The sequence below is a fragment of the Kitasatospora sp. NPDC059827 genome, from assembly GCF_042731675.1.
In the GTDB taxonomy this organism is placed as follows: domain Bacteria; phylum Actinomycetota; class Actinomycetes; order Streptomycetales; family Streptomycetaceae; genus Kitasatospora.
Window position 1 is genome coordinate 1 of the sequence record NZ_JBHWIV010000138.1, and the last position, 12,677, is coordinate 12,677.

Genomic DNA, 12,677 nt, shown 5'->3' on the forward strand with positions numbered 1-12,677 from the left:
TCTCGCCGTGGGCGGTCTGAAAATCACCCGTTACGCCGCTCTCCGCACCCACCCCCTCCACCGCCCCCTCCCGCAGCGCGTCCCTCTCGCCTTGGGCGGGTGGGGAGGTGGGGGTGGGTGCTGTGGGTGGGTGGGGGGTGGGGAGGGGGTGCTGTGGGTGGGGTGGGTGCGGGTGGTGCGGGTGGGGGGACAACTGGGGGTTGTGGGTGGGGGCGGGGGGGTTGTTGGACCGGGTGGGGGTGGGCGGGGTGGGGTGGGGGTCTGCCGAGTGAAGGGGAGTGCGGGGATGAAGGCGCTGGTGGCGACGGGTGAGGTGGGGGAGCCGGTGCGGTTCGCGGAGGTGGCGCAGCCGCAGCCGGGGCCGGGGGAGGTGCTGGTGAAGGTGGAGGCGTTCTCGGTGAACCGGGGGGAGACCTTCCAGCTGGAGGCGCCGCAGCCGGGGTGGCGGCCGGGGAAGGACGTCGCGGGGCTGGTGGTGCAGGCTGCTGCCGACGGGGCGGGGCCCGCGGTGTGTCGGCGGGTGGTCGCTCATCCTCCGGCGGGTGGGTGGGCCGAGTACGTGTGCGTGCCGGTCGGGTCGGTGGCCGAGTTGCCGGACGGTCTGGACGCGGTGCGGGCGGCGGCGCTGCCGTTGGCGGGGCTGACCGCGCTGCGGTTGCTGCGGACGGTGGGGGCGGTGGCCGGGCGGCGGGTGCTGATGACCGGGGCTTCCGGTGGGGTCGGGCACTACTTCACCGAGTTGGCCGCCGCGGCCGGGGCCGAGCTGACCGTGGTCACCGCCTCGCCGGAGCGCGGCCGCCGGCTGGCCGAGCTGGGGGCGGCCGAGGTGGTGCACGACCTCGGGGAGGCGCGCGGACCGTACGACGTGGTGCTGGAGTCGACGGGGGGTGCGAACCTGCCGGTGGCGCTGGCCCGGTTGGCGCGGCGGGGCACCCTGGTCTGGTTCGGGCAGGCCTCGCGGACGCCGGTGACGCTGGACTTCTTCGACTTCTTCAAGGGCCCCGAGTCGGCCACCCTGCGGCACTTCCACTACGCCGACTCCGACGTCCCGTACGGCGCGGACCTGGCCACCCTGGTGCGCCTGGTGGCGGTCGGCCGGCTGACCCCGGAGATCGGCCGGACCGCCCCCTGGGCCGACACCGCGACCACCCTCACCGACCTGCGCGACCGCCGGATCCGCGGCAAGGCCGTCCTGACCCTCGTCTGAACCCCGAACGGAGACAACCCATCGTGTCCTTCTTCGACACCCCCGGTCTGCTGCCCGCGTACGTGGCGGACGCCCGCCCTCGGGCCCACGGGGCCGGTCTCGACCTGTACGAGTACGACCGGGTGACCGCCGGACTGGCCTCGCTGGAGGAGTGGCCGGACGCGTTCGGCGGCACCGGCCGCCGGTACGTCGCCGAGGCCGAGCGGGCCGCGGCCGAGGGGCGGACGGTGACCGCCGGCACCGCCTACCGCCGCGCCGCCCGCTGGTTCCACGCGGCCGGGCTGATGCCGCACCCCGACCGGGCCGCCGCCGCGCGGCTCGCCGACGAGGCCGACGAGGCGATGCGGCGGTCGTTGGCGCTGCTGGAGCCGGACGCCCGGCGGGTCGAGGGCGAGGGCTTCGCGGGCTGGCTGCGCCGGCCGGCGGCGGTGCGGGGCGGGGCCCCGGTGGTGCTGGTGGTGCCGGGCATGGACTCCTCGAAGGAGGAGTTCCACACGCTGGCCGGGGCCCTGCTGGAGCGGGGGGTCGCCGTGCTGGCGATGGACGGGCCGGGGCAGGGCGTGCTGGCGGCCACCAGTGCGCCGGAGCCGGACTACCACCGGGTGGTGGGCCGGGCCCTGGACGCGCTGGCGGGCCACGACGGACTGGACCTCGACCGTACGGCGGTGATCGGCCTCAGCCTGGGCGGCTACTACGCGGCGCGGGCCGCCGCCCACGAGCCCCGGCTGCGCGCGGCCGCGACGGTCAGCGGACCGTACCGGCTGGACTGGGCGGAGCTGCCCCCGTTCGTCACCGACACGCTGGTCCAGCGCTGCGGGAGCCCGGAGGCGGCCCGCGCCTTCGCCGACCGGCTGGACCTGACCGCGCTCGCCCCGACGATCACCCTCCCGCTGCTGGTGGTCGAGGGCGGCGAGGACCGCATCCCGGGCGTCACCAACGCCACCGTCCTCGCCGAGCACGCCCCGAACGCCGAACTGCTGCTCGTCCCGCACGGCAACCACCTGCTCGGCACCGCCCTGCCCGACTGGCTCCCGGCCACCGCCGACTGGCTCGCCACCCAGCTGGCCTGACAACCCGCCGCCCGGGCGGGCGAGTTCTGGAAACGCGAGAGGCCCCGGAGAGCGAACTCTCCGGGGCCTCCACTGGCTGTGGCCAGGGCCGGGGTCGAACCGGCGACCTTCCGCTTTTCAGGCCAAGCCGGGGCGTCGGGATGCCCGACTTTGAGTGGTTCTGCCGTCCGGGGATGGCTGCTGGCAGGCGCCATTGTTCGGGCCGGTTGGCGTCAGCGTTGGCGTCAACCGGCACGGACGAGCCGGTTGGGCTTCACCAGTCGAGAGCGCGGCGCCGCTGGTTCGTCCGGTGAGGGTCGAAGCGGGTCGGGTCGAAGTCGGCCGCCGTGTCGAAGCCGAGCAGCGTCGCGAGCACGCGGCTTACGCCAGGTTCAGGTGGTACAGCTCCGGGCTGGACTCGGGCTTGACGGATTCCATCATCGAGGGCCGGCAGACCCGCTAGCGTCGCGGTGATGAGCGAGTACCAGTACTACGAGTTCCTGGCGATCGACCGCCCGCTGACCGGCGAGGAGCAGGACGAACTGCGGGCGCTGTCGACCCGGGCCCGGATCACCGCGACCAGCTTCACCAACGAATACCAGTGGGGCAGCTTCAGGGGCGATCCCAGGCGGATGGTGGAGCGGTACTACGACGCTCACCTCTACCTGACCAACTGGGGAACCCACCAGGTGATCCTCCGCCTGCCCAAGGGACAGCTCGGGCCGAAGACTGTGGAGCCGTACTGCTTCGACGGGTCCGTCGAGGCATGGACGACCAAGACCCACCTCATCCTCGACCTGCGCCGTGAGGACGAGAGCGGAGACTGGGACGAGGGCGCCGAGGACTCGCTCGGCGCCGTCGCCGGGGTTCGGGCCGAGCTGGCCGCCGGGGACCACCGCGCCCTGTACCTCGCATGGCTGTCCGCCATCGGCGCCTGGGCACTCCAGGACGACGAGGAGGCTTACCAGGACGAGGTCGAGCCCCCGGTCCCGGCTGGGCTCGACCGGCTCACCGCACCGCAGCGGGCGCTCGCGGACTTCCTACGAGTCGACGCCGACCTGCTGGCGGTCGCCGCCCAGGCCAGCCCGCCGGCCCCCGCGCCTCGGAAGCGGCCCGGGAAGAAGGAGCTGGCGCCGCTGATCGCCGCGCTTCCGGCGAAGGAGAAGAACGACCTCCTGCTGCGCCTGGCACTTGGCGACGAGCCTCAGCTGGGAGCAGGACTCCTGCGCCGCCTGTACGGCGAGCCGCCCGTAGTGACGGTGCCGGGGCAGCGCTCCGCCGCAGAACTGCTGGACGCCGCGCACACGCTGGCCACCGAGCGCCGGCAGGGTGCCGAGCGGGTTCGAGTCGAGGCACGGGCAAAGAAGCTGACCATCCTGGCCGCCGACGAGCAAACGATCTGGCGCGAAGTCGAGAACCACGCCGCCCGCAAGCAAGCAGCCCGTTACGACACCGCCGTGGCCCTCCTGGTCGAACTCCGTGACGCCTGTGACCACGTCGGACGCGGCGTCGAGTTCCGGAAGCGGCTGGCCACGCTCCGCGAGCAATACCGGCACCTGCCCGGCCTGCTGCGCCGGCTCGACGACCGGGCCCTGCGAGGCTGACGCCGGTCACTTCGCAACGGGCCTCGGCCGCCGGGGCACCGCGGGGGCAACTCCCGGCTGAGGGCCGGGGGAGAGTGCGTCTTCGGAGGTCCTCGTCCACTTCGATCTGAGTCAGCCTCGGCGAAGCGACGGCGGAGGGGCCGTGGCTTCGAGCTTTCGGTCCTCTCTCCGCTGGCGACTCACTACGCTTGGTCAGGTGAAAGCAGCACGAAGCCTCGCGATCTGGCTGGCCGAGCGTACTCCCGCGCAGCTGACCGAACTGCTGGAGCAGCGCGAACTTCCGTACGCGGCCAGGGTGGCGAACCTGAGCGATCTGGCCGGCCACCTGCTGACGGACGCCTCGACGGCCCGCGGGTTGACCGAGGTCAGCCTCGGGGACCTTCAACTGCTGACCGCCGTGGCGACCCTGGGCGGACGGCTTCACGGTCCGCTTTCGGCCGTCCCGTCGGCTCATCACCTGTTCACGGGCTACGGCGGCCGTTCACCGCGGCTCGAAGCGCCCGCGGTCGACCCCGCTGACCGGTCCGTGACCCGGGATCAGCTCTTCCGATTCCTGCAACTCGACGGCGCGGGGCGGTCCGCGGCCGAGGCCGCGCTGTCCCGGCTGACCGAGCGGGCCCTGGTGCTGCCCTCACCCGGAAGCAGGGTCACCGTTCCGATCCTGCTCCACCGCGAGGCGGGCGAAGGCGGCGGCTACGGCCGGCCCGCCGAACCTCTGCTCACCGACGCCTTCAACGCTCCGGAGATCCATCGCATCGCGCAGGGACTGGGGCTCGCGAAGGCGCGGACACGGGAGGAGGCGCAGCGGCAGATCGTGGATGTGCTCAGGGACGCGGGGCGCGTGCGTGCCATGGTCGCCGAGGCGCCGCCCGCGGCGTCGGACCTGCTGGACAAACTGGTTCCGGGCCCGCCACTGCTGCGCACGCACTGCTTCGTCTCCCGGTACGGCGGCTTCTACCCGGCTGCCGGAGGCAAGTTCACCTTCCGGGAAGGCGGCTCGGGAGATCCCGGCACGGACTGGCTGGCCGCCCGCGGCCTGGTCGTTCCGGTGGGTGAGGACCTGGCGGAACTGCCGCGCGAGGTGGCCGACGCGTTGCGCGACCACGACCGCGCGCCGAGCTACCAGCCCGCCCCGCCCCCGGTCGAGGGGGCGGTGAAGATCCACGGTGGCGCGGTCGAGAGCCAGGCGCAGGCGGCGTTGGCCGATGCGGCCTCCCGGATCGAGCTGATGCTCCGCCAGGTGGCCGTGCAGCCGCTGGCCGTGCGCAAGGCAGGCGGGATCGCGCTCCGGGACACCCGCCGGCTGGCGAAGGCGGTCGGATTGCCGGAGGAGCAGGTCCGGTTGTGGCTCGACCTGGCGAACAATGCGGACCTGATCACCCCTTGCGCCGAGGAACCTGAGGCCCCAGCGAGAGCGCGGGGCCGCACGCGTCGCCCGGAACCCCAGCCGCCTGCCCGGATGCTGCCCACCGAGCGGTACGACGAGTGGCTGGCGGCTCCACCCGCTCAGCGGCTGCTGCCGTTCGTCGCCACCTGGGCGGTGGTGCCCGAGGTATTCAGTCACTGGCCGGACGAGAACGACACCCCGGTCGCGCTGGTCACGCCGGAGGACAGAGAGGCCGTCGATCTGCGCCATGCCGTGCTGGAGGCCCTGGCCACCCTGCCGGCCGGTCATGGAGTCGCCACCGGCAGGTCCGCTCGCACGCGGGCGACCGCGCTCGCCGGTCTCATCGCCACGGCGGCCTGGTTCCGCCCCACCGGCCTCGCCCGAGGTCCGTGGGAGGAAGAGCGGGTCGAGGCCACCCTGGCGGAGGCGGAGCTGCTCGGGGTCGTGGCCCACGGAGCGGTGACTCCGCTCGGGCACGCCGTGCTCGGGCTCCTGAGGGCGGGTGCACACCGCCACTTCCCCGCCGTTCCGGGGGCCGGGCCGGCGCTGCGCGACCATCCTGCGCTGGCCGACGTGGTTCGGCAGGTGTCCGCTGCCCTGGACGCGCTGCTGCCCTCACCGCGGACCACCGCCCGGTTCCAGGCGGACCTCACGGCCGTGGTCGCCGGATCTGGCGCACCGGAGCTGACCGACCTGCTGGCCGCCTGTGCGGCCCGGGAGTCGGAGGGCCATGCCGTGGTGTGGCGGATCACCCCTGCGACGGTGCGCCGGGCGCTGGACTCCGGATGGGACGCCGCCGACCTGCTGGCCCGGTTGGCCGACGTCTCCGAGGGCGGGCGGCCGCTTCCGCAGCCGCTGGATTACCTGATCAAGGACACCGCGCGGACCCACGGCCGGATGCGAGTGGTGCGCTCCGCGTGCTGCATCCGCTCCGACGACGAGGCACTGGTGTCGGAGCTCGCCGCAGCCCGTGCGCTGGCCAAGCTCGGGTTGCGACGGATCGCGCCGACGGTGCTGATCAGTACGGCCGAGCCCGAAGCGACCCTCGCCGCGCTTCGATCTGCCGGCTACGCCCCCGTGCTGGAGGCGGAGACCGGGACGACGGTCATCGAGAAGGCCCGCCGGGAACACGGCCCCAACCGCATGCCGTCACTGTCCGGAGCACGACCGCGCCACGGCAAGGGACCGAGCACCGCATCGGCGTTGGCGAGCGCGCTGCTGGCCGACCGCTGACCATGGAATCGCCCGAAGCGCTCTGGCAGGGCGGTGTGCACCGCGCCGTGGCGGTGAAGTCGCCCCGGAGCTCCCAGGCCGTAGGTAGGAGCTCGGCATGCTGGGCGCGTTGAACCGGCGGTGAGAGCAGTGTGTCAGTGGCCCTCGGTCCAGAACTGCTGGAGTCGCGCGATCGCCTGGGCCTTGTCCAGCTCGGCGACCTGGTCCTCGGTGAGTCCGACGCGGTTGATCAGCATGTGGACCAGATCCGCGGGGAGTGCCTCGCGTGGTGGCTCGGGCGCGCCTCGATCGGGAAGCGTGCCGTCCAGGACGCAGGGCCAGAAGACATCCTCCGTCACGTCCAGCTGATCGCGGAGGATGTGCGCCCACATGCTCGCGCCGTACCCGGTGCGGTCGACCGGGTGCGACACCCGGGTGCGCAGGATCCGCCCATCGGGGAGCCCGAACTCGTAGGTGATGTGGTGGGTGCCGGTGCGACCGCGCGCGTCACGTACCCGATCCCAGCCTTCGACCTTGCAGAACTGCTCGTGTCGTTCGCGTGTCGGTTGAGGCCAGGTCACTTCGCAACTCCGAGCAGCCAGTCGCGGAGCTGCGCGTCGTCGCTGAGACCGATCAGCTGGACCAGGCCCCAGTTGTCACGGTGGTTCGGAGCGTTCAGGAGCCGGTCCTGCCAGTCCTCCGCATACTCGCGGAGCGCGTCGACCATCTCGTCGATGGCCTCGTCGAACGTGCCGCCGTCCGCGGCGACCGGGAGGCCGGGGAAGAACACCGACCAGCCACCGCCCTCGGCGACCACCTCGGCCTTGGACGGGCACAGCAGTGTGAGGGCGTGGCGCAGCCGCCCCGCGTCGACTACGGCCGCATACCCACTGTCCCTGCGAACGGTCGCGACCCGGCCTTGCCCCGCTGCGTCCAGCAGATCCTTCAGGTGTGCTCGGGCTTCGGTGTAGCTCTCGTAGTGGACTGCTGTCATTGGGAGCCTCCTCGTTCGAGAACCAGGGTCGCCTCAGCAGAGAAGTACGTCAAGTACGTAACGTACGCGGTGCAGAGTGTGAAGGGGTGACCGTCCGCTGCGCCGCTGGCGTCAAACGACGCAAAAAATGCCCCCGAAGCGAACTGCTTCGGGGGCATTGTGCCTGTTCAGGCGATGTGGCCAGGGCCGGGGTCGAACCGGCGACCTTCCGCTTTTCAGGCGGACGCTCGTACCAACTGAGCTACCTGGCCGTACTGCACCGTCTCTTGCGAGACGAGCGATCCCGACGGGACTTGAACCCGCGACCTCCACCTTGACAGGGTGGCGAGCTAACCAACTGCTCCACGGGACCTTGTGGTGGCGAACCACCAAGGTCTTGCGGCACTGCACTTTACTACGGTACTGCGTGCCCCCAACGGGATTCGAACCCGTGCTACCGCCTTGAAAGGGCGGCGTCCTGGGCCACTAGACGATGAGGGCTTGTGGTCCGTTCGGCTGTTTCCAGCGTTCCGGGGACGTCGAGAAGCATATGGGATGCGGGGCGGATCGCCAAAACGGGTTTGGGCCGGGTGGGGGTGGGGCGTCCGGCGGGGCCTCCGGCGGCGGGTCAGGACCAGCCGAGTTCGTCCAGTTCGTGGTCGTCGAAGCCGAAGTGGTGGGCGACCTCGTGGATGACGGTGGTGCGGACCTCCTCGACCACCTGCTCGCGGGTCCCGCAGTGACGCAGGGTGGGGCCGCGGTAGATCAGGATGCGGTCGGGCAGGACGCCGGCGTACCACTCGCCGCGCTCGGTGAGCGGGGTGCCCTCGTAGAGGCCGAGGAGTTCCGGGTCGCCCGGGTCGGGTTCGTCCTCGACGAAGACCGCGACGTTGTCCATCATCGCCGCGAGCTTCGGGGGGATCTGGTCGAGGGCGTCACTGACCAGCGTCTCGAACTCTTCCCGGGTCATCTCCACCGGATCATTGTCGGGTCTGGGGTGACGGTGTGCCAGGCGGCGGACAGCGGTGTTTGATGGGCCCGTGACGACCTCGGAGGACGCGTTGGACGACACCGCGACGGCGACGCCGACGCCCCAGCGCCCGTCGGTGCTGCGCGGGCAGGGGCCGGCCGTGGCGGTGGTCGCGGTGGGCGGGGCGATCGGGGCGCTGGCGCGGTACGCGGCCGGGCTGGGCTGGGAGACCGGGCCGTCGGCCTTCCCGTGGACGACGCTGCTGATCAACGTGGTGGGCTGCGCGGTGATCGGGGTGTTCCTGGTGGTGGTCACCGAGGGGCGTCCGGCGCACCCGCTGCTGCGGCCGTTCTTCGGCACCGGGGTGCTGGGCGGGTTCACCACCTTCTCGACGTACGCGGTGGACGTCCGCCGGCTGCTGGAGGCCGGGCGGCTCGGGCCGGGGCTGGCCTACCTGGGCCTGACCCTGGCGGGCGCGCTCGGTGCGGTGTGGGCGGCCGCGGTGCTGACCCGGCGCGTGATCCACCGCGGCGGTGCCCGGTGAGCCGGCTGGGCGGGCCGGCGCTGCGGCTGACCGCGCTGGTCGGGGAGAGCGACACCTGGCACCACCGGCCGCTGTACAGCGAGATCGTGCACCGGGCGCGGGCGGCCGGGCTGGCCGGGGCGAGCGTGTTCCGGGGGATCGAGGGCTTCGGGGCCTCCTCGCTGGTGCACACGGCGCGGCTGCTGTCGTTGAGCGAGGACCTGCCGGTGGCGGTGGTGATCGTGGACGAGGAGGACCGGGTGCGGGCGTTCCTGCCGCAGCTGGAGGAACTGGTCGCGGAGGGGCTGGTGGTGCTGGACCGCTGCGAGGTGGTCCGGTACGCGGGGCGGGCCGCGGGCGCGGCGGAGGCGGGCCCGGGTGCGGGCGCGGGGGAGTCGGCGGAGTGAACTGGCTGCTGGTGGTGGCGGGCGCGGTGGTCGGCGCCCCGCTGCGGTACCTGACCGACCGGGCGGTGCAGTCCCGGCACGACTCGGTGTTCCCGTGGGGCACCTTCACGGTGAACGTGTTCGGCTGCCTGGTGCTCGGCCTGCTGACCGGGGCGGTGGCGGCCGGTGCGGCCTCCTCGCACGTCCAACTGCTGGTCGGCACGGGCTTCTGCGGGGCGCTGACCACCTACTCGACCTTCTCGTACGAGACGCTGCGGCTGGCCGAGTCCGGTGCGGGGCGGTACGCGGTGGCGAACGTGGCGGGGAGCCTGGCGGCGGGGCTGGGCGCGGTGTACGCGGGGGCGGAGCTGGCCTCGGCGCTCTGGGGCTGAGCGGGCCCCGGACGGGCTCGGGGCGGCTCCCTGGCGCCCCCGGACGGGCTCCCGAGGGGGCGGCCGCCGAGAACCGCGCCACCCACCCGTGTCCCGGCGCGCCCGGCGCGCGTTGGGCACCGAAAGCGGCCGCGCGGCAGTGGGCGGCCCGGGTGGGGCGATGGAGAGGGAGCTCGGTGGCTTCGGTGCGGGCGGCGCGTTCGGGCGCGGTGGTACGGGCGGCGGCGGTGCTGGCGGTGGCCGGACTGGGGCTGACCGGGTGCATGTCGGTCGGTCCGGCGGCGGAGGAGAAGCACGGCGTGGCGCCGGTGGGCCAGGCCGGTCCGGCGGGTCGGCCGGGGGCGACGGGCGGTCCCTCGGCCCCGGCCGGCGGCGGGCACCCGGGGGGTGCGTCGGGGCGCTCGGAGCACCAGGGGGGCTTGCAGTCCGAGAACGCGCCGGCCGGGGTGACGAGCGCCACGCCGGGTGAGCTCGCGCCCGGCGCGAACGGCGGGGTGGCCGGGGTGGTCCCGGTCCCGGGGGCGGGCGCTCCCGAGGGCGCGCCGGGCGGCAGCGGTGCGTCGGGCGGCGCGAACACCAGCCCCGCGCCCCACCCGGGCGGTGCCTCGACCGGTGGCTCGGCGGGCACCGGCGGGACCGCCGGCACCGGGGAGGGCCGGTCCGGCGGCGGTTCGGCCGGAACCCCGTCGGCGACCCCGAGCAGCCACCCGTCCGGCACCCCGGAGCCGGAGCACACCACGCCGGCCGCGACCGTCCCGCCGGGCCCCCAGCCCTCGACCGGCAGCTCCGGATCTTCGGCCCCGAGCCCCGGTGCGGGTGCGCATTAGCGGCCTGGCCAGGGCATTTGCCTCCGATCCCGAGGTTCCTCTATGGTGGTAGATCGTTCGTTTGATTCATTTGATTGGCGCCCTATTCCCATCTGGCGCCCTTGGCGCGTTCCGGCGATCCGTGGCTGACCGCATAGAGGCGGTTGTGAAACAGAACCCCGGACTTTGGCGCGTGCCACTTCCGGAAGGTTTTGCATGTCTCTCGTTGACGACGCCCGCTTCGCCATGCCCGCGAACGAGGCTGCCGCCGATGTCACCGACACCACCGATGTCACCGACACCACCGATGTCACCGACACCACCGACACCACCGATCTGACCGCCGAGGCCGCGGAGCTCGCCGCCGAGGTCACCGACGCCGCCGACGCCGCCGAGACCGTCGAGGAGGCGGCCGAGGACACCGAGCCCGCCGAGCCGACCATCACCTTCGGCGACCTGGGCCTGCACGACGACGTCGTCCGTGCCCTCGCCAAGCGCGGCGTCACCACCCCGTTCCCGATCCAGGCCGCGACCATCCCGGACGCCCTGGCCGGCAAGGACGTGCTGGGCCGCGGCCGCACCGGCTCCGGCAAGACCCTCAGCTTCGGCCTGCCGCTGCTGACCCGCCTCGCCGACGGCGAGCGCACCCGCGCCAAGCACCCGCGCGGCCTGATCCTGGTCCCGACCCGCGAGCTGGCCATGCAGGTCGCCGACGCCCTGGAGCCCTTCGGCTCGGTGCTCGGCCTCAAGCTCAAGGTCGTCTGCGGCGGCACCTCGATGTCGAACCAGATCTACGCGCTGGAGCGCGGCGTCGACATCCTGGTCGCCACCCCGGGCCGCCTGCGCGACCTGCTGAACCGCGGCTCGGCCAAGCTGGCCGACGTCCAGACCGTCGTGCTCGACGAGGCCGACCAGATGGCCGACATGGGCTTCCTGCCCGAGGTCACCGAGATCCTCGACCAGGTGCCGGCCGGCGGCCAGCGCCTGCTGTTCTCCGCCACCCTGGAGAACGAGATCGACACCCTGGTGAAGCGCTACCTGAAGAACCCGGTCACCCACGAGGTCGACCCGTCGGCCGGCGCCGTCACCACCATGACCCACCACATCCTCGTGGTGAAGCCCAAGGACAAGGCGCCGATCACCAACGCGATCGCCGCCCGCAAGGGCCGCACCATCATCTTCGTCCGCACCCAGATGGGCGCCGACCGCGTCGCCGAGCAGCTGATCGAGGCCGGCGTCAAGGCCGACGCGCTGCACGGCGGCATGACCCAGGGCGCCCGCACCCGCGTCCTCGGCGACTTCAAGGACGGCTACGTCAACGTCGTCGTCGCCACCGACGTCGCCGCCCGCGGCATCCACGTCGACGGCATCGACCTGGTCCTCAACGTGGACCCGGCCGGCGACCACAAGGACTACCTGCACCGCTCGGGCCGCACCGCGCGCGCCGGCCGCTCCGGCGCCGTCGTCACCCTGGTGCTGCCGCACCAGCGCCGCGGCGTCTTCCGCCTGATGGAGGACGCGGGCGTCGACGCCAGCCGCCACATCCTGGACCACGCCTTCGACGCCGAGGTCGCCAAGATCACCGGCGCCCGTTCGCTGACCGAGGTCCAGGCCGAGAGCGCCGCCAACATCGCCGGTGCCGCCGAGCGCGAGCTCGCCGACATGACCCGCCAGCTGGAGCGCGCGCAGCGTCGCGCCACCGAGCTGCGCGAGGAGGCCGACCGCCTGTCCGCCCGTGCGGCGCGCGAGCGGGCCGACCTGGGCATCGTGGACGAGGCCCCGGCCGAGGCCGGCGAGGAGGCCGCTCCGGCCGCCGCCGAGGCTCCGGCCGCCGCCGCGCCGCAGGCCGAGGAGCGCACCCCGGCGTACCGCGAGGCGCGCAGCGAGCGTCCGGCCTTCAGCCGTGACCGTGACCGTGACGACCGTGGTGGCCGTTCCGGTGGCTTTGGTGACCGCGAGCGTTCCGGTGGCTTCAACCGTGACCGTGACGACCGCGGCGGCCGCTCCGGTGGCTTCAACCGTGACGACCGTGGTGGCCGTTCCGGTGGCTTCGGTGACCGCGAGCGCTCGGGCGGCTTCAACCGTGACCGTGACGACCGCGGCGGCCGCTCCGGTGGCTTCAACCGTGACGACCGTGGTGGCCGTTCCGGTGGCTTCGGTGACCGCGA

12 protein-coding genes and 3 tRNA genes are annotated in these 12,677 nt (G+C 73.3%); 9 read left to right on the forward strand and 6 right to left on the reverse strand.

The features are described from left to right. The first annotated feature begins 286 nt into the window (after positions 1 to 286). The 4 genes from ACFV8H_RS39940 (at position 287) to ACFV8H_RS39955 (ending at position 6,480) form a co-directional block, all read left to right on the forward strand. Positions 287 to 1,207 carry a zinc-binding dehydrogenase gene (locus ACFV8H_RS39940; RefSeq protein WP_380409489.1) on the forward strand — a complete coding sequence of 307 codons (921 nt, stop codon included), beginning with the start codon at positions 287 to 289 and terminating at the stop codon, positions 1,205 to 1,207. Between the two features lie 23 nt (positions 1,208 to 1,230). Then, positions 1,231 to 2,277 carry an alpha/beta hydrolase family protein gene (locus tag ACFV8H_RS39945; RefSeq protein WP_380409491.1) on the forward strand — a complete coding sequence of 349 codons (1,047 nt, stop codon included), beginning with the start codon at positions 1,231 to 1,233 and terminating at the stop codon, positions 2,275 to 2,277. A 452-nt stretch (positions 2,278 to 2,729) separates the two neighbouring features. Beyond that, positions 2,730 to 3,860, forward strand: coding sequence for a hypothetical protein (locus ACFV8H_RS39950; RefSeq protein ID WP_380409492.1), 1,131 nt, complete (start codon positions 2,730 to 2,732; stop codon positions 3,858 to 3,860). A gap of 142 nt (positions 3,861 to 4,002) precedes the next feature. Beyond that, a complete protein-coding gene (locus tag ACFV8H_RS39955) occupies positions 4,003 to 6,480 on the forward strand; it encodes a helicase-associated domain-containing protein (protein WP_380409494.1) in 2,478 nt (825 codons plus the stop codon). Between the two features lie 134 nt (positions 6,481 to 6,614). Here the strand turns inward: ACFV8H_RS39955 and ACFV8H_RS39960 are convergent, their stop codons facing one another. The 6 genes from ACFV8H_RS39960 to ACFV8H_RS39985 form a co-directional block, all read right to left on the reverse strand. Further along, positions 6,615 to 7,040, reverse strand: coding sequence for a cytotoxic translational repressor of toxin-antitoxin stability system (locus ACFV8H_RS39960; protein WP_380409496.1), 426 nt, complete (start codon positions 7,038 to 7,040; stop codon positions 6,615 to 6,617). Beyond that, positions 7,037 to 7,453 (reverse strand): prevent-host-death protein, encoded by a 417-nt coding sequence (locus ACFV8H_RS39965; RefSeq protein ID WP_380409498.1) that lies wholly within the window; start codon positions 7,451 to 7,453, stop codon positions 7,037 to 7,039. The genes ACFV8H_RS39960 and ACFV8H_RS39965 overlap by 4 nt, the downstream gene beginning before the upstream one ends. Positions 7,454 to 7,630: 177 nt before the next feature. Further along, a tRNA-Phe gene (locus tag ACFV8H_RS39970) sits at positions 7,631 to 7,704 on the reverse strand. A gap of 27 nt (positions 7,705 to 7,731) precedes the next feature. Beyond that, positions 7,732 to 7,805, reverse strand: a tRNA-Asp gene (locus ACFV8H_RS39975). Between the two features lie 55 nt (positions 7,806 to 7,860). Continuing rightward, positions 7,861 to 7,933, reverse strand: a tRNA-Glu gene (locus ACFV8H_RS39980). Positions 7,934 to 8,060: 127 nt separating this feature from the next. Further along, a complete protein-coding gene (locus tag ACFV8H_RS39985; protein WP_375895143.1) occupies positions 8,061 to 8,402 on the reverse strand; it encodes a metallopeptidase family protein in 342 nt (113 codons plus the stop codon). 70 nt (positions 8,403 to 8,472) lie between these two features. Between ACFV8H_RS39985 and crcB (ACFV8H_RS39990) the strand changes: the two genes are divergently transcribed. The 5 genes from crcB (ACFV8H_RS39990) to ACFV8H_RS40010 form a co-directional block, all read left to right on the forward strand. Then, positions 8,473 to 8,946 carry a fluoride efflux transporter CrcB gene (gene crcB, locus ACFV8H_RS39990; protein WP_380409500.1) on the forward strand — a complete coding sequence of 158 codons (474 nt, stop codon included), beginning with the start codon at positions 8,473 to 8,475 and terminating at the stop codon, positions 8,944 to 8,946. Then, entirely contained in the window at positions 8,943 to 9,332 is a 390-nt protein-coding gene (locus ACFV8H_RS39995) for a DUF190 domain-containing protein (protein ID WP_380409502.1), read from the forward strand. The genes crcB (ACFV8H_RS39990) and ACFV8H_RS39995 overlap by 4 nt, the downstream gene beginning before the upstream one ends. Continuing rightward, a complete protein-coding gene (gene crcB, locus ACFV8H_RS40000) occupies positions 9,329 to 9,703 on the forward strand; it encodes a fluoride efflux transporter CrcB (RefSeq protein ID WP_380409504.1) in 375 nt (124 codons plus the stop codon). Before ACFV8H_RS39995 ends, crcB (ACFV8H_RS40000) begins: the two co-directional genes overlap by 4 nt. Positions 9,704 to 9,879: 176 nt before the next feature. Next, entirely contained in the window at positions 9,880 to 10,530 is a 651-nt protein-coding gene (locus ACFV8H_RS40005; protein ID WP_380409506.1) for a hypothetical protein, read from the forward strand. 195 nt (positions 10,531 to 10,725) lie between these two features. After that, the coding region (locus tag ACFV8H_RS40010; RefSeq protein WP_380409508.1) for a DEAD/DEAH box helicase at positions 10,726 to 12,677 on the forward strand (1,952 nt) is incomplete at its 3' end.